The 15,637-nt window shown below is 66.0% G+C and carries 16 protein-coding genes; 14 read left to right on the forward strand and 2 right to left on the reverse strand.

Annotated features, from left to right (window positions below; translation table 11 throughout):
• The 7 genes from ACI1US_RS10950 to ACI1US_RS10980 all read left to right on the forward strand — a co-directional run.
• Positions 1-1,021: FAD-binding oxidoreductase (locus ACI1US_RS10950; protein ID WP_461640406.1), on the forward strand; the 1,021-nt coding region annotated here is incomplete at its 5' end.
• Positions 1,022-1,090: 69 nt separating this feature from the next.
• On the forward strand, positions 1,091-2,371 hold the full coding sequence (locus ACI1US_RS10955; RefSeq protein WP_461640408.1) for a sensor histidine kinase: 1,281 nt from the start codon (positions 1,091-1,093) through the stop codon (positions 2,369-2,371).
• Positions 2,359-3,063, forward strand: coding sequence for a response regulator (locus ACI1US_RS10960; RefSeq protein WP_461640410.1), 705 nt, complete (start codon positions 2,359-2,361; stop codon positions 3,061-3,063). The genes ACI1US_RS10955 and ACI1US_RS10960 overlap by 13 nt, the downstream gene beginning before the upstream one ends.
• Complete coding sequence (locus tag ACI1US_RS10965; RefSeq protein ID WP_461640412.1) at positions 3,060-3,923, forward strand: DUF4097 family beta strand repeat-containing protein; 864 nt, start codon at positions 3,060-3,062, stop codon at positions 3,921-3,923. Before ACI1US_RS10960 ends, ACI1US_RS10965 begins: the two co-directional genes overlap by 4 nt.
• A 385-nt stretch (positions 3,924-4,308) precedes the next feature.
• Entirely contained in the window at positions 4,309-5,538 is a 1,230-nt protein-coding gene (locus ACI1US_RS10970) for a pyridoxal phosphate-dependent aminotransferase (protein WP_461640414.1), read from the forward strand.
• Positions 5,539-5,540: 2 nt separating this feature from the next.
• Complete coding sequence (gene rlmH / locus ACI1US_RS10975; protein ID WP_461640416.1) at positions 5,541-5,999, forward strand: 23S rRNA (pseudouridine(1915)-N(3))-methyltransferase RlmH; 459 nt, start codon at positions 5,541-5,543, stop codon at positions 5,997-5,999.
• 260 nt (positions 6,000-6,259) lie between these two features.
• Positions 6,260-6,517: a hypothetical protein gene (locus ACI1US_RS10980; RefSeq protein ID WP_461640418.1), complete on the forward strand. Its 258-nt coding sequence runs from the start codon at positions 6,260-6,262 to the stop codon at positions 6,515-6,517.
• A gap of 243 nt (positions 6,518-6,760) precedes the next feature.
• Here ACI1US_RS10980 and ACI1US_RS10985 read toward each other — a convergent pair whose 3' ends face one another.
• A complete protein-coding gene (locus ACI1US_RS10985; protein WP_461640420.1) occupies positions 6,761-7,738 on the reverse strand; it encodes a LacI family DNA-binding transcriptional regulator in 978 nt (325 codons plus the stop codon).
• 82 nt (positions 7,739-7,820) lie between these two features.
• On the opposite strand from ACI1US_RS10985, the gene galT reads away from it, so the two are divergent.
• The 7 genes from galT (at position 7,821) to ACI1US_RS11020 (ending at position 15,316) form a co-directional block, all read left to right on the forward strand.
• Positions 7,821-8,960 (forward strand): galactose-1-phosphate uridylyltransferase, encoded by a 1,140-nt coding sequence (gene galT / locus ACI1US_RS10990; RefSeq protein ID WP_461640422.1) that lies wholly within the window; start codon positions 7,821-7,823, stop codon positions 8,958-8,960.
• On the forward strand, positions 8,957-10,213 hold the full coding sequence (gene galK / locus ACI1US_RS10995; protein WP_461640424.1) for a galactokinase: 1,257 nt from the start codon (positions 8,957-8,959) through the stop codon (positions 10,211-10,213). Before galT ends, galK begins: the two co-directional genes overlap by 4 nt.
• 347 nt (positions 10,214-10,560) lie before the next feature.
• Positions 10,561-10,794, forward strand: a complete 234-nt coding sequence (nrdH, locus tag ACI1US_RS11000; RefSeq protein ID WP_416549936.1) for a glutaredoxin-like protein NrdH — start codon at positions 10,561-10,563, stop codon at positions 10,792-10,794.
• Positions 10,795-10,814: 20 nt separating this feature from the next.
• Positions 10,815-11,216: a class Ib ribonucleoside-diphosphate reductase assembly flavoprotein NrdI gene (gene nrdI / locus ACI1US_RS11005; RefSeq protein WP_416549935.1), complete on the forward strand. Its 402-nt coding sequence runs from the start codon at positions 10,815-10,817 to the stop codon at positions 11,214-11,216.
• Complete coding sequence (gene nrdE, locus ACI1US_RS11010) at positions 11,216-13,357, forward strand: class 1b ribonucleoside-diphosphate reductase subunit alpha (protein WP_416549937.1); 2,142 nt, start codon at positions 11,216-11,218, stop codon at positions 13,355-13,357. The genes nrdI and nrdE overlap by 1 nt, the downstream gene beginning before the upstream one ends.
• Before the next feature lie 49 nt (positions 13,358-13,406).
• Complete coding sequence (gene nrdF, locus ACI1US_RS11015; protein ID WP_416549934.1) at positions 13,407-14,384, forward strand: class 1b ribonucleoside-diphosphate reductase subunit beta; 978 nt, start codon at positions 13,407-13,409, stop codon at positions 14,382-14,384.
• 155 nt (positions 14,385-14,539) lie between these two features.
• Positions 14,540-15,316 (forward strand): isocitrate lyase/PEP mutase family protein, encoded by a 777-nt coding sequence (locus ACI1US_RS11020; protein WP_461640427.1) that lies wholly within the window; start codon positions 14,540-14,542, stop codon positions 15,314-15,316.
• Between the two features lie 115 nt (positions 15,317-15,431).
• Here the strand turns inward: ACI1US_RS11020 and ACI1US_RS11025 are convergent.
• On the reverse strand, positions 15,432-15,637 hold a 206-nt coding region (locus ACI1US_RS11025; protein ID WP_461640429.1), incomplete at its 5' end, for a hypothetical protein.

Consider the following 15,637-nt stretch of genomic DNA (forward strand, 5'->3'; position numbering starts at 1 on the left):
CGACGGGCTCTGGTATCCGCCAGACCCTGCGAGTTCGAACATCTCGACGATAGGCGGCAACGTCGCGACCAACGCCGGCGGTATCTGCAGCGTCAAATACGGGGTGACGCGGGACTACGTCATCGCGCTGAAGGTCGTCCTCGCCGACGGCAGCATCGTGAGCGTTGGGCGCACGACCGCCAAAGGCGTCACCGGGTACGATCTCGTTGGGCTCCTGGTGGGCTCGGAAGGCACCCTGGGCGTCATCACCGAGGTAACCGTGCGACTGTTGCCGTTGCGCAGCCACCCCACCCGCGCGGTTGTGGGCTACTTCAACTCACTGGCTGACGCCGGGCGGGCGGTCGCAGCAGTCTCGCGCCTGAGCACCGTGCCGGGCGCCCTCGAGCTCATCGATCGGACATGCCTACGAGCGGTGGCGGAGTGGAAAGGCCTCGCGCTGCCGGTGGACGTCGAGGCCATGTTGCTCATTCGCATCGAGGAACCGGGCGATGCGGGAGCTGCCGCAATTGACGAGATCGTGCGGTGCCTGGAAGACAGCGGCGGGTCAGATGTGCGCCAGGCCCACAGCGAAGCCGAAGCCGATCTGCTGTTTCTCGCTCGCCGGCTCGCCTACCCCGCGCTTGAGCGGCTGGGCCCCGTGCTCACGGAGGACGTCTGCGTACCGAAGCGCCGCGTGCCCGATATGCTTCTGCGCATCCAAGCCGCAGCTCGCGATCACGACGTGGTTATCGCGAACATCGCGCATGCGGGCGACGGAAACCTGCACCCGCTCATCGTCGTGCCCGAAGGTGACGAAGCAGCCAAATCCCGAGCAAAACTCGCGTTCGATCGGATCGTCGCAGACTGTTTGGACCTCGGCGGTACGGTCACGGGGGAGCACGGCGTGGGGCTGCTGAAGCTTGCGGGGACCGAAGCCGAGCTGCCTCGCCGGGTGCTCCAGCTCCACGGTGACATCAAGGATGCGCTTGATCCGAACGGCACGCTGAACCCGGGCAAGGCGTTTCCGGGCTCCCTTAGGTAGGGAAAACCCGAAGGCGCGTCTCGGGTCAGCCCGCTGCTGCCAGGGCCCTGCGGGCCCTAACGTAGAAGCATGAGCAACGCACTGGGATCCCCGGCCGTCACCACACGGCCACGACCGCCGCTGCGCATTGTCACGACAATGCTGCACCTTGTCGCCCTCGGTCTCTTCGGCTCATTCGTGTTCGCGCTCGTGGCGGTCCTCTTCGGCGTCGGCCTCGGCCTGACGCTCGTGTTCGGGATCGGTCTGCTGTTCCTCGTCGCCCTCGTATACGTGCTGTTCGGCGTCGCCTGGTTTGAGACCGCGCGCGTGAGCGGGCTCTACGGCCTCGGCGTCCCTGCCTTGCGCTCGGTGCCGCAGCGCGGCGCGGGCCTCGGCGGGTTCGTCCGCACGCTCGGTGCGCAGGTGATTGACTCGCGCATGTGGCAGGGGATCGCGAGCTTCACTGTCGCGGGGTTCCTCGGCTTAGTGCTCCTTGTCTGCGCACAGAATTCGGTCTGGGGCATCGTCTCCGCAGCGCTGAGCGCGGGCGGGCGCACCGTCACCTACCATCCGGCGTTTGGGCCGTACTTCGAGGCCGAGTTCGGTGCGCTGCACCCGCTCGCCTACCTCGGCATCGGGCTCCTCAGCGCGGCCGCGATGGTCGGCATCGCCCTCCTCCACCGGTTGATCACCGTGTGGATCGCCGGCGCCGGGGCGGAGGCGGCGCAGCTGCAGGAAGCGGCGCTGACCGCCGAGCTGCAGCGGGCCGGCGCCGTGCGTGCGGCAGACGTTGAGCGCACGCGGCTTGAGCGAGACCTCCACGACGGCGTGCAGCCCAGGCTCGTGTCCGTAGGGATGACCCTGGGACTCGCCCAGCAGCAGATCGATTCCGACCCAGAGGCCGCGAAAGCGCTCATCACCGAGGCGCACACGTCGACGAAAGCCGCCATCACGGAGCTGCGGCAGCTCGCGCGCGGGATCCACCCCTCGGTGCTTGAGGATCGCGGCCTGGACGCGGCGCTCTCGGCGCTCGCCGGCCGATCCCACATTCCCATCGCCCTGGACGTGCAACTCGAGGGCCGGTGCAGCCGCGACGCGGAGACCGCCGTCTACTTCGTTATCGCCGAGTCCATTACGAACGCCGCAAAGCACTCGCGGGCGAGCGAGGTGCGCGTGGTCGTACGGTTGCGGGACGGCGCGACGCTGTGGGCCCGCGTGGAAGACAACGGCGCTGGCGGTGCCCGGGTGATTCCCGGCGGAGGCCTTGACGGCATCGCCAACCGGGTGCTCGCTGCCGGCGGCACGTTCCGACTCGACAGCCCGCTCGGCGGTCCAACATCGCTGGAGGTGAGCGTCCCGTGCGCATCCTGATCTGTGAGGATTCCGTGCTGCTGCGCGAGGGCCTGGTGCGGCTGCTCGAACATTCCGGGCACGAGGTGATCGGCGCATTTGCCGACACCACCGGCGTCGCCGAAGCGGTCACCCGCGAACAGCCAGACCTCTGCATACTTGACGTGCGGATGCCGCCGACGTTCACCGATGAGGGCATCAAGCTTGCCCTCGAGCTGCGCGCCGCGCACCCGCAGCTACCCGTGCTCGTGCTCTCGCAGTACGTCGAGGAGCGGTACGCGAGCGAGCTTATCGCCGGGCACGGCGGGGCCTTTGGATACCTGCTGAAGGATCGCGTCACAGACGTCGCTGAGTTCGTAGAGACGCTCGAACGGATTGCGGGAGGGGCGACCGTGCTCGACCCAGAGGTCGTGGCGCAGCTGCTCACCCGGCGCAGCAAGGACACCCGCATGGAGCGACTCACGCCCCGCGAGCGGACCGTGCTCGCAGCGCTCGCCGAGGGGCGATCCAATCAGGCGATCGCCGCGCTGCTCTTCCTCTCGGAAGCAAGCGTCGAAAAACACATCACCGCGATCTTCCAAAAGCTCGAACTCGAGCAGGATGAGCACGGAAATCGCCGCGTACTGGCCGCAATCGCACACTTGAAAAATGCCGGGGGCACACAGCTCCCAACGCAGGCAGCGCAGAACCGACAGACAGGATCCACACCATGACCCCCCAGCACCCCGCGCTCGGAACCCCTCCGACGAAGCCCCGGATGAGCGGCATCGCCATTGCGGTCGCTATCGTCGGCGGCATCGTGCTGCTGGTCATGGGTGCCTCTGCCGCGTTCGCGCTGGCCGCATCCTCGCAGCGCGCCGGCGAGGCTCCGGGCTCCGAACGCCCGCTCGTGCCCCTCGACGCGACAGGCGTCACAGGCCTCGACCTCAACGTCGGTCTCGCCGACCTCACGCTTGCCTTCGCTGACGTGCAGGAGGCGACGCTGGTGGCAACCGGCGGGCTTGCGAAGGGCTGGGAGTTCACGCGTGATGAGGACGAGCTGACCGTGCGCGCACCCCAGGCGAACTCAGGGTTTTGCTTCTTCGGCGTCTGCCCGACCACCCGCGGACAGAACGTCACCGCGACGCTTACGCTGCCGCAGGAGCTCGCCGGTCCCACGTTCGACGCCGAGATCAAAATCGGGATGGGGGTGCTTCGCGCGAACGGTTCCTTCGGTGAGCTCGACGTGAAGCTCGACGCGGGCGATGCCTTCATCTCCGGCGCGGCTGAGCACCTTGACTTGGAGATCGGGCTCGGTACCTTCGCAGGCGAGATCACGGGCGCGAAGACCGTCGCTGGTGAGGTCGCGATGGGCGACCTCGAACTGGTGCTTCGGGGCGAGGCTCCGAGCGAGGTAGACCTTGAGGTGAGTGCGGGATCCATCGATATTGCCGTTCCCGCGGGTGAGTACGACGTCACCTCGACGAACACTGCCGGATCGATCGACAACTCGCTGCGCACCGTGCCGGGCGCGCCGAATCGAATCACCGCGAAGGTTGACATGGGAGACATCGCGCTGCGCGAGTCCCGCTAAGGTGCCTGGGTGCCTGGGTGCCTGGGTGCCTGGGTGCCTGGGTGCCCGGGCGCCCCTGCCGGCCCCAACTGCCAGGCGGGCGCCCCTGCCCCTGTCCATCCCCACTGCCCCGATTATTCCTGCATGAGCTTTGTTCGGGCTGCACAAGGCTCAGACTAGATAACTCGGGGCAGTGAGGAGGGAAAGCCCGCCGTCCTGCCTCCCCGCCGTCCTGCCTCCCCGGCGCCCGACTCCTGGTCAGTTCGCGCCACCGTTCTCACCCGAATCACGGCTGCGGTGGAGCGACCTGACCAGAGGAGGCGCGCGCGGGGCTCCGCGCCATCACCCGCCCGTTCCGGCGCAGCCAGCGCAACACCGCGCCGACGTGTGGGAGTAAACTTGGCCCGTGAGCAAGGCGACGCGACAGATAACTCAGTCCAATAAGCTCGCCGGCGTGCGCTACGACGTACGCGGGCCGATCCTGCAAGAAGCAGAGCGGCTCGAACGCGCGGGCGAGCAGATCCTGAAACTCAACATCGGCAATCCCGCGCCCTTCGGCTTCGAAGCGCCGCCCGAGATCGTCGACGCGATGCGCGATGCGCTGCCGCACGCCCAGGGATACACCGACTCCCGCGGTATTCTCCCGGCGCGCGAGGCCGTCGCCGAGCACTACACGGGACTCGGGATCGCGGGCGTGACCCCCGACAACGTCTACCTCGGCAACGGCGTGAGCGAACTCATCTCGCTCGTACTGCAGGCGCTGGTGAGCCACGGCGACGAGATCCTCGTGCCGTCGCCCGACTACCCCCTGTGGACCGCGCAGGTCACGCTGCAGGGCGGCAAAGCCGTGCACTACCCGTGCGACGAATCCAACGGCTGGATGCCCGACCTCGCCGAGATCGAGGCGCTCATCACGCCCGAGACTCGCGGTATCGTGCTCATTAACCCGAACAACCCGACGGGTGCCGTCTACTCGGCCGAACTCGTGCGCGGCTTCGCGGCGCTCGCCGAACGGCACGGCCTCGTGCTCATGGCCGACGAGATCTACGACAGGATTCTCTACGACGGCGCACAGCACGAGCATGCCGCACTGCACGTCACCGACACGCTCTGCCTGACGTTTAGTGGCCTTTCGAAGGCGCAACGCGTCGCCGGGTATCGAGCCGGCTGGCTCGTGACCTCGGGTAACCTTGCGCGTGCCAGTGACTTCCTAGAGGGCCTCACCCTGCTCGCAAACATGCGGATGTGTTCGAACGCTCCCGCGCAGTACGCGATCCCGGTGGCGCTCGGCATTGAATCCTCAATCGATACGCTCTGTGCCCCGGGGGGAAGGCTGCTTGAGCAGCGAAACGTCGCGCACGGGCTGCTCACCGCGATCCCCGGGGTGAGCTGCGAACTGCCCGGCGGCGCGATGTACCTCTTCCCACGGCTCGACCCTGAGCGCTACCCGATCGAGGACGACCAGCGGTTCGTGATTGAGTTGCTGAGGGCAACCCGCGTGCTCGTGACGAACGGCCGCGGTTTCAATCTTTCGACGCCCGACCATCTGCGCTTCGTCACCCTGCCTGAGGTGGCTGTGCTCGAGGAGGCGATCGGCCGCATCGCCGAGTATCTCGACACCGTGCGGGTGGCGTAGCAATGGGGATCCGCGTGCTGGCCGTCGGCAAAAAGCACGAAAGCTGGGTGAGTGACGGCATCGATCGGTACGAGAAGCGACTGCGCAAACCGTTCGACGTGTCATGGCAGCTGCTGCCGCACTCTGCGCGCGAGGGCGACGCCGCGCGGAGCGAGGAGTCCGAGCGGATCCTGCAGAAGGTGGATCGCGACGCGTTTCTCGTGCTCCTCGACGAGCGCGGACACAACGTCGACTCCCCGGCCCTCGCCACCCGGATGCAGGCGGCCTTTGACGGAGGCAAGCAGATCGTCATCGTGATCGGCGGAGCGTACGGCGTCGACGACGAGGTGCGTGCGCGCGCCAACTTCCAGTGGAGCCTCTCGAAGCTCGTCTTCCCGCACCAGCTCGTGCGGCTCATCCTCGCCGAGCAGCTCTATCGCGCGCAAGAGATCGCAGGCGGCAGGCCCTACCACCACGTGTAGTGGATCGTGCCCGTGGCTGCGTGGCTGCGTGGCTGCGTGGCTGCGTGGCTGCGTGGCTGCGTGGCTGCATGGTGGCGCGGCTGACCGACAGAGCAGCGGATCCGCGGGGCAATGTCTGGGGTCGGGGGTACCGTTTCGACATGTCCCCGTTCCGACTCAGCTCACGCACGCTGCCACCGCGGCCATCCGGCGCGCTACGGCCGGTGCGCCCTACGCACGGCTCACCGCCAGCTCCGGCGCCGGTGCCGGTTCCATGGCGAGTGGCGCGTCGCGGGCTTGGCGTCATCGAGATCGAGCACCGAGGTAGCGAGCCTGCGCACTCGGTGCGATTCGCGCTGTCGGGAGCCGGGATCCTCGGGCTCTCACTGCCCTGCATCGTGCACCCGGGGGAGCGAATTCGGGTCGCGGTGCGGGGCGCACAGGCAGAGAGCGCTGTCGCGGCGCACGACGCGATGCTTGTGCTGCGCTGGTTTCAGTCGGACGGGACTGAACTGCTCTGGCCGATCCCGGTGGAATAGTTCCGTAGGCGCTGCTGTTGGCCCTGTGCTGCTGCACACCTTGCGGCCGCGAACCGCTCGCACGGTTCTCGCACGCACGGCCGATACTGCGCCCTGCCCAAGCGCCAAAGCTCCCGTGTTATTTATTCTGCTCCGTTTTTGGCCTGTGCGGGAGTCAGTCTGAATTAATCGGGGCGTTGAGGATGGCAGATGTTGGTACCTGCGAAGTGCGGAGCGCCGCTCAGGTAGCGCGGACGACCCCGTTCAGGCAGGCCGAGTGCTCGAACGCACAACGAGTTCGGTCTCGATGATCGCCTCAGACGTGGGGGTCGCGGTGCGGCCCTCGATGCGGTCGAGCAGCGTTGTGATCGCCTGGAGCCCGAGCGCCTGAAAATCCTGGCGCACCGTCGTGAGCGGCGGGAAATAGTGTGCGGAGTCGGGCACATCGTCGAACCCCACGATGCTCGCGTGCTGCGGCACCCGCTTGCCTCGCTCCGCGAGACCGTGGATGAGCCCGAGCGCCATCTCGTCGTTCGCGCAAAACACCGCGCCTGCGCTGTCGAGCTGGGCGGCGGCCGCAAAGCCAGATCTCGCGGACCAGTCGCCCCGCACGACGTCTGGCACCTGGGCCCCTGCGGCATCGAGCGCGGCGCGCCAGCCCCGCTCACGCTCCGCGGCAGCGAACGAGCCAGCGGGCCCGGCGAGATGCCACACCGTGTCATGGCCGAGTTCGAGCAGATGCGCGGTTGCTGCCTGAGCGCCGCCGTAGTGATCCGAACGCACGACGTGCGACACTGCCCCGAGTAGGGTGTCTGCGGCGATGATGTGTAGCCCGGCGGGTAGCTCAGCGCTCGACAGCAGTGCGGAGGCCTCATTGAGCACGAGTACGCCGTCGACTCCCTGGCTCTCGAGCCGCAACAGGGCGTCTGACACCGAGCCGGTCACGGTGACGACGGTGATCGCGTAGCCGCGAGCCTCCGCGGCTGCAACGGCGGCCTGGAGTGTGCGGGAGTTTCCGACGGTGGCGAGCGTGGTGACGACCAGGCCGATGGTGTGGGTGCGGCCCGTGCGGAGGGCACGTGCGGCTCGGTGCGGCCGATACCCGAGCTCGGCCATCGCGGCCTCAACGCGCTCGCGCGTGCCGGGCTCGACGCGCGCGCTGCCGTTCACCACGCGCGAGACGGTCTGGCCGGACACCCCTGCGCGCGCGGCGACATCCGCCATCGATACTGCAGCGCGCATAAGGTGCCCTCTCGCTCGACGTTCTACCGCCGAAAACCCTACCATGTTGACGTTGCCACGCGATTGGACCTAGCATGTTGACGTGATCACGGACGAAGCAGCTCACGCCGAGGCGCTCAGTGCCGGGGTGACGAAGCGGCGATCCCTCCTCGCGGACGGACGCGAACTCTTCTATTTCGACGACCCGGGCACAACCCTCCCTCCCGAGCGCGCCCTCGATGTGCGTGAGCTCGCTCCGCGGCCGACGACCGCCCAGCTGCGGTTCGACGTCCTCACCGGCGACTGGATCTCGGTCGCCGCGGCCCGCCAACACCGCGCATTTCTGCCGCCTGCGGAACTCGATCCGCTCGCTCCGCAGACCCCCACGAACCCGTCTGAGATCCCGAGCAACTACGACGTCGCCGTTTTCGAGAACCGCTCGCCGTCGTTCGGACCCGCGCTGGGCGAGGCATCGCTGCCTGACCACACCGGGCGCTTCGACCTCGAGGCGCCCGCGGCCGGCCGCTGCGAGGTCGTCTGCTTCAGCCCAGAGCGCTCCGGATCGTTTGGCTCGCTGAGCGCGACCCGCGCGCGCACCGTGATCGAAGCCTGGGCAGACCGCACCGCCGCCCTCAGCGCCCTCCCCGGCATCGAGCAGGTGTTTCCGTTCGAAAACCGCGGCGAGGACATCGGAGTCACGCTGCCGCATCCGCACGGCCAGATCTACGCCTACCCGTACGTGACGCCGCGCACGCAGCGGTTGCTCGCCCGGGTCGCCGAGCACGGCGCAGGGCTGTTTGCCGAGCAGCTCGCCTTCGAGCAGGGATCCGAGCGCGTGGTGCTGCGCGGCGAGCACTGGACCGCATTTGTGCCCTTCGCTGCGCGCTGGCCGGTCGAGGTGCAGCTCATGCCGAACCGGCACGTCCCAGACCTCGCTGAGACCAGCGCCGCCGAGCGTGACGAGCTTGCTCCGCTCTACCTCCGGCTGCTGCGCGGCATCGACGCCCTCTATGACACCCCGACGCCGTACATCGCGGCCTGGCACCAGGCTCCCGTGCGCGAGGGGCGGGGCGAGGTGCGGCTCCGGCTCGAACTCACCTCACCCCGGCGGGCCGCCGACCGGCTGAAGTACCTTGCTGGCTCAGAAGCCGCGATGGGGGCCTGGATCGCCGACATCCCACCAGAGGCGCAGGCAGCCAAGCTGCGTGCCGCGCTCGCCACTGTGCAGGAGGACCCCCAGTGACCACGGCAATCGAACGCGCCGAGGAGCTGTTGCGCTCCCTCACGGGGGTGCCCGCCGACGGCGTGTGGTCGGCCCCTGGCCGCGTCAATCTCATCGGGGAGCACACCGACTACAACGACGGCTTCGTGCTGCCGTTCGCGATCCCACAGCGCACTGCGGCGGCGGCCCGGCTGCGCGGCGACGGCATCATCCGGGTTGCTTCGACACTCGCCCCCGCGCCGGTGGAGGTCGCGCTCGATGATCTTGATCGTCTGTCCTCGGCCGACGCTGGTGCCGAGGCCGAGGCCGACGCCGACGCCAAGGTCGAGGTCGAGACCGACGCCGCTCGCGACGCGGCTGGGCGCAGTACCGGGCGACCCGCGGTGCCGGAGTGGGCGGCGTACCCGCTTGGCGTCGCCTGGGCGATGCGCGCCACAGGTGTGCGGGGCACAGGTGTTGACATCGCGTTCGCCTCTGACGTGCCGGTGGGGGCCGGGCTCTCCTCGTCCGCGGCAATCGAAGGAGCGGCCGCCTCCGCGCTCAACGCGCTGTGGGGAGGAGGCCTCGACCCGGTGGCGCTCGCCGCGGTTGGCCGGCGGGCGGAGAACGAGGCGGTCGGCGCGCCAACCGGCATCATGGATCAGATGGCCTCGATGCTCGGCGAGCCCGGTACGGCCCTCTTTCTTGACTGCCGGAGCATCGCGAGTGAGCACGTACCGTTTGAGCTCGCCGGGGCCGGGCTCGCGGTGCTCGTGATTGACACCAGGGTGAAGCACTCCCACGCGACCGGAGGCTACGGGGAGCGTCGCGCCGAGTGTGAACGAGGTGCCGCGCTCATGGGCGTTGCCGCGTTGCGTGATCTCTCGGTGGCGGATCTTGCTGCCGCGCAGCGCAGCATGGACGACACCACGTTTCGCAGGGTTCGCCACATCGTCACCGAAAACCAACGGGTCATTGACACGGTGGCGCTGCTGCGGGCAGACGGGGTGCGAGCGATTGGCGGTCTTCTCACCGCCTCCCACGCGTCGATGCGTGACGACTTCGAGATCTCCGTGCCCGAGCTAGACACGGCTGTCGATGCTGCGCTCGCCGCCGGGGCGCTCGGGGCGCGGATGACGGGCGGCGGTTTCGGGGGATCCGCCATCGCGCTCATCGATACTGACCTCGTCGGGGCGGTGAGCGACGCGATTCAGCGGGCGTTCGCCGCGGCTGGGTTCGCTGAACCCGCGATGTTTACGGTGCGGCCGGCGGGCGGCCCGGTGCGGGATCGATAACCTCTCCGACTGCCGCGCGTACCCCCGCCAAATGACAGTGGCGCATGGTTGAATTCGGGCATAAAATACGCCCTCGCGGCGTTGCAATATGTAGGGGTGTGAGGAGTTTTCCGACACGCCGAGCCAGGGCAGGGGATGAAAAATCTTTTTGTCTCCCCAGCTTGTGGATAACCTCCGATGAGGGGCGGAACTGAGCCAAAAGTTCTCCCCAACTCCAACCAAGAGTCGGTGGAAAGTCCGTGGAAAACTACATCGCTGTAACTACATCATCTTGTGGTCGCCCCGGGTGTGGTTCACTAGATGTTGTGGCTCACGCGAGCAAAGACTTTTGAGGGAAGGGCATAAAAATGGCAGTAACGGTCTACACCAAGCCGTCGTGCGTTCAGTGCACGGCAACCTACCGAGCTCTCGACAGCAAGGGCATCGAATACGAAATCCACGACCTTTCTGAAGACGAAACTGCGCTGCAGGCCGTCAAGGAACTGGGGTACCTTCAGGCGCCCGTCGTGGTCACTGACGATGAGCACTGGTCGGGCTTCCGTCCCGACAAGATCGCGGAGCTCGCCGACCGGATGCTCTAGCCCAGAGATGTGTGGTTACCGTGAGTAATTTGGTGTACTTCTCCAGCGTTTCGGGGAACACGCACCGCTTCATTGAGAAGCTCGGTATCCCCGCGAAACGCATTCCGTTGTACGCGCGAGACGAGCCGCTAGAGGTTACCGAACCCTACGTGCTCCTCGTGCCGACCTACGGCGGTGGGCCCGCACTGCGAGCGGTTCCGAAGCAGGTGATCAAGTTCCTCAACGACGAGAAGAACAGATCACTCATTCGGGGAGTGATTGCGGCGGGTAACACCAACTTCGGGTCGGGCTTCGGCATCGCAGGCGACATCATCGCCCGCAAGTGCCAGGTGCCTTTCCTGTACCGATTTGAAGTGTTTGGAACTCCGGACGACGTGACAGCCGTCCAAAAAGGATTGGAAAAGTTTTGGAAACAGCAGTAATGGAGCCGGGGCTTGAGTCATCGAAGATCAGCGAGATGGACTATCACTCGCTGAACGCGATGCTGAATCTGTACGACGCAGACGGCAAGATCCAGTTCGACAAGGATCGCGAAGCCGCGCGGCAGTACTTCCTGCAGCACGTCAACCAGAACATGGTGTTCTTCCACAATTTTGAGGAGCGCCTGCGCTACCTCATCGACAACGACTACTACGAGAAGGCGCTGCTCGACCAGTACTCGACGAAGTTTGTCGAGAAGCTCACCGACGAGGCGTACGCCCTGAAGTTCCGCTTCCCGGCATTCCTCGGCGCGTTTAAGTTCTTCACCTCGTACGCACTGAAGACGTTTGACGGCAAGCGCTACCTCGAACGCTTTGAGGACCGTGTGGTCATGGTCTCGCTTGGGCTCGCCCAGGGCGATGAGGAGCTCGCACGCGGCTTCATGCGCGAGATGATCTCGGGCCGGTTCCAGCCGGCAACGCCGACCTTCCTGAACATGGGCAAGGCGCAGCGCGGCGAGCTCGTGTCCTGCTTCCTCCTCCGCGTCGAGGACAACATGGAGTCGATTTCGCGTGGAATCAACTCGTCGCTGCAGCTCTCGAAGCGCGGCGGCGGCGTCGCCCTGTCGCTCTCGAACGTGCGCGAGGCCGGTGCCCCGATCAAGAAGATCGAGAACCAGTCCTCAGGCATCATCCCCGTGATGAAGCTCCTCGAAGACAGCTTCAGCTACGCGAATCAGCTCGGCGCACGCCAGGGTGCGGGAGCTGTGTACCTCTCGGCGCACCACCCCGACATCATGAAGTTCCTCGACACGAAGCGCGAGAACGCGGACGAGAAGATCCGCATCAAGACCCTCTCGCTCGGCGTTGTCGTGCCCGACATCACCTTCGAACTCGCGAAGAAGAACGAGGACATGTACCTGTTCTCGCCGTACGACGTCGAGCGCGTCTACGGAATCCCCTTCGGCGACATCTCGGTCTCTGAGAAGTACTACGAGATGGTCAACGATTCGCGTATCTCGAAGACGAAGATCAGCGCACGCCACTTCTTCCAGACCGTGGCCGAGCTGCAGTTCGAGTCGGGCTACCCGTACATCGTGTTCGAAGACACCGTGAACAAGGCGAACCCGATCAAGGGCCGCATTAACATGTCGAACCTCTGCTCCGAGATCCTCCAGGTCAACACCCCGACCACCTACAACGAGGACCTCAGCTACCGCGACATCGGCAAGGACATCTCCTGCAACCTGGGCTCGATGAACATCGCGATGGCGATGGACGGCGGCGACTTCGGCGGCACCGTTGATCTCGCGATCCGATCCCTCACCGCGGTCAGCGACATGAGCTCGATCGCTTCGGTCCGCTCGATCGAAGACGGCAACGCGCAGTCGCACGCCATCGGCCTCGGCCAGATGAACCTCCACGGCTACCTTGCCCGCGAGCACGTACACTACGGCTCCGAAGAGGGCATCGACTTCACGAACATCTACTTCTACACCGTGCTGTTCCACGCGCTTACTGCGTCGAACAAGATCGCGATGGAGCGGAAGCAGGTCTTCGGCGGCTTCGAGGATTCGAAGTACGCGTCGGGCGAGTTCTTCGACAAGTACACCGACGAGGTCTGGGAGCCCGCAACCGCACGCGTGGTCGAGCTCTTCGACAAGGCCGGCGTTGCGATTCCGACGCAGGATCAGTGGCGCGCGCTGAAGGCGAGCGTCATGGAGCACGGTATCTACAACCAGAACCTCCAGGCTGTTCCGCCGACCGGCTCGATCTCCTACATCAACAACTCGACGAGCTCGATCCACCCGATCGCGTCGAAGGTGGAGATCCGCAAGGAAGGCAAGCTCGGCCGCGTCTACTACCCGGCTCCGTTCATGACGAACGACAACCTTGAGTTCTACGAGGACGCCTACGAGATCGGCCCCGAGAAGATCATCGACACCTACGCCGCGGCAACGCAGCACGTCGACCAGGGCCTGTCGCTCACGCTGTTCTTCAAGGACACCGCGACGACGCGCGACATCAACAAGGCGCAGATCTACGCGTGGCGCAAGGGGATCAAAACGATCTACTACATCCGCCTCCGCCAGCTCGCCCTCGAGGGCACTGACATGACCGAGTGCGTCAGCTGCATGCTCTAACGAGCCCTGGCGCGACGATCAGACATACGAAGGACAGTAGAGGAACAGCATGAACCCGAAACCGTTCAAACTGGGACACCCGGTGCAGGCGATTAACTGGAACCGCATCGAGGACGACAAGGATCTCGAGGTCTGGAACCGCCTCGTGAACAACTTCTGGCTCCCCGAGAAGGTGCCGCTCTCGAACGACGTACAGTCGTGGGCGACGCTCACGCCTGACGAGCAGCTGCTCACGATGCGCGTCTTCACGGGCCTCACCCTGCTCGACACGATCCAGGGCACCGTCGGCGCCGTCTCGCTGATCCCCGACGCGTCGACCCCGCACGAGGAAGCCGTACTCACGAACATCGCGTTCATGGAGTCGGTGCACGCGAAGAGCTACTCGTCAATCTTCTCGACGCTCGCGTCGACGCAGGAGATCGATGACGCGTTCCGCTGGTCGAACGAGAATGTCGCGCTGCAGAAGAAGGCGCAGATCATCGTCGACTACTACGAGGGCGACGACCCGCTGAAGCGCAAGATCGCCTCGACGCTGCTCGAGTCGTTCCTGTTCTACTCGGGCTTCTACCTGCCGATCTACTGGTCGTCGAAGGCGAAGCTCACGAACACGGCAGACCTCATCCGCCTCATCATTCGCGACGAGGCCGTGCACGGCTACTACATCGGGTACAAGTACCAGAAGGCCGTCGAGAAGGAGACCCCGGAGCGTCAGGAGGAGCTCAAGGAGTACACCCTCGCGCTGCTGTACGACCTCTACGAGAACGAGATCCTCTACACGCAGGATCTCTACGACCCGGTGGGCCTCACCGAGGACGTCAAGAAGTTCCTGCACTACAACGCGAACAAGGCGCTCATGAACCTCGGCTACGACCCGATGTTCCCCAAGGAGATGACCGACGTGAACCCGGCGATCCTGTCGGCGCTCTCGCCGAACGCCGACGAGAACCACGACTTCTTCTCGGGATCGGGCTCCTCGTACGTCATCGGTAAGGCTGAGGCAACCGAGGATGAGGACTGGGACTTCTAGGCACTGATTGGTACTGCTTTCGGCAGCACGTAGGCCCGGAGCCGCTCTGTGCGGATCCGGGCCTACGTTTGCATCGGGCCAGGTCTCATCGAAGTTGCCTGTGTGTCCCCTCGGAACACCTTCCGTGACGGACACCAGCTTGATACGTTGGGCTCATGAGCACGCAATCCGCAAAAGCCCAAACCCTCACCCAGCTGCATGCCGCCCCCGAGATCCTGCGCGTTGTGAACGTGTGGGATGCGATCTCGACGAAGGCAGTAGCAGAACTCCCCGAGACGCGCGCGATTGCGACGGCAGGGCACTCCATCGCGGCGACCTACGGCTACGCCGACGGCGAGATCCCGCTCGAAGTCACGCTCGACATGATCGGCCGCATCGTTGAGGCCGCCGGCGACCTGCCGGTGAGCGCTGACCTCGACGGGGGCTACGGCAACTCGGGCGAGACCGTGCGCCGCGCGATCGGCAAGGGCATTGTTGGCGCGAACGTCGAGGATCGGCTGCGGCCGCTCGCTGAGTTTGCCGCCGATGTGGAGGCCATCGTGGCTGCCGGCGAAGCAGAGGGCGTTCCCTTTTCGCTGAACGCTCGCACCGACGCGCTCGTGCGCGGTGGTGGCCGCCCGCTCGAAGAGTCGATCGCCGACGCGATTGAGCGCGGCCGCGCCTATCTCGCGGCTGGTGCCGACGTTGTGTTCGTTCCCGGCGTCCTCGACGCCGACACCACTCGTCAGCTTGTTGCGGGCATCGGCGAGCGCAAGATTAGCGTGATCGGGCTTCCCGGTGCGCTCACTGCTCGTGAGTACGAGGAGCTGGGCGTTGCCCGCATCTCCTACGGGCCGACGACGCAGCGGGCCGCGCTCACCGCGTTCCAGGATCTCGCCATCGATCTCTACGCTGACGGCGTGATCCCTGCGACGGTTCGCGAACTGAACTGAGGCTCGCGTCACAGCGCGCTCATGCCAGCGGTTGGCTGGCATGAGCGCGCTGTGCTTGCTGTGCGCCAGGCATTCTCGGGTCCCTGCACAGGTGTCGAGAACCGCCCGTGCCTCGCTAGTGCGTCCGCTGCCTGCGGCTCGCGAAGGCCCAGCAGGTTGCTCCAAACACGAGGAGCGCTGCCGCGAGGCCAATGCTGATGGCCCCGAACTCGCTACCGGACTCCGCAATGGCGGGAGGCGGAGTCGGAGGCGCGATGGGTGGCAGCGTGGTTGGCGGTGTCACTGATGGCTTGGTCGTCGGCCGAACGGCGGTAGGCTCCC

The sequence above is a fragment of the Leucobacter sp. BZR 635 genome, assembly GCF_048061935.2.
GTDB lineage: Bacteria > Actinomycetota > Actinomycetes > Actinomycetales > Microbacteriaceae > Leucobacter.

What these genes read in the sequence shown, in the direction of transcription:
- ACI1US_RS10955 (WP_461640408.1), top strand. Translation starts at nt 1,091, where the DNA reads ATGAGCAACGCACTGGGATCCCCGGCCGTCACCACACGGCCACGACCG.
- ACI1US_RS10965 (WP_461640412.1), top strand. Translation starts at nt 3,060, where the DNA reads ATGACCCCCCAGCACCCCGCGCTCGGAACCCCTCCGACGAAGCCCCGG.
- rlmH (WP_461640416.1), top strand. Translation starts at nt 5,541, where the DNA reads ATGGGGATCCGCGTGCTGGCCGTCGGCAAAAAGCACGAAAGCTGGGTG.
- ACI1US_RS10985 (WP_461640420.1), bottom strand. Translation starts at nt 7,738, where the DNA reads ATGCGCGCTGCAGTATCGATGGCGGATGTCGCCGCGCGCGCAGGGGTG.
- nrdH (WP_416549936.1), top strand. Translation starts at nt 10,561, where the DNA reads ATGGCAGTAACGGTCTACACCAAGCCGTCGTGCGTTCAGTGCACGGCA.
- nrdE (WP_416549937.1), top strand. Translation starts at nt 11,216, where the DNA reads ATGGAGCCGGGGCTTGAGTCATCGAAGATCAGCGAGATGGACTATCAC.
- nrdF (WP_416549934.1), top strand. Translation starts at nt 13,407, where the DNA reads ATGAACCCGAAACCGTTCAAACTGGGACACCCGGTGCAGGCGATTAAC.
- ACI1US_RS11020 (WP_461640427.1), top strand. Translation starts at nt 14,540, where the DNA reads ATGAGCACGCAATCCGCAAAAGCCCAAACCCTCACCCAGCTGCATGCC.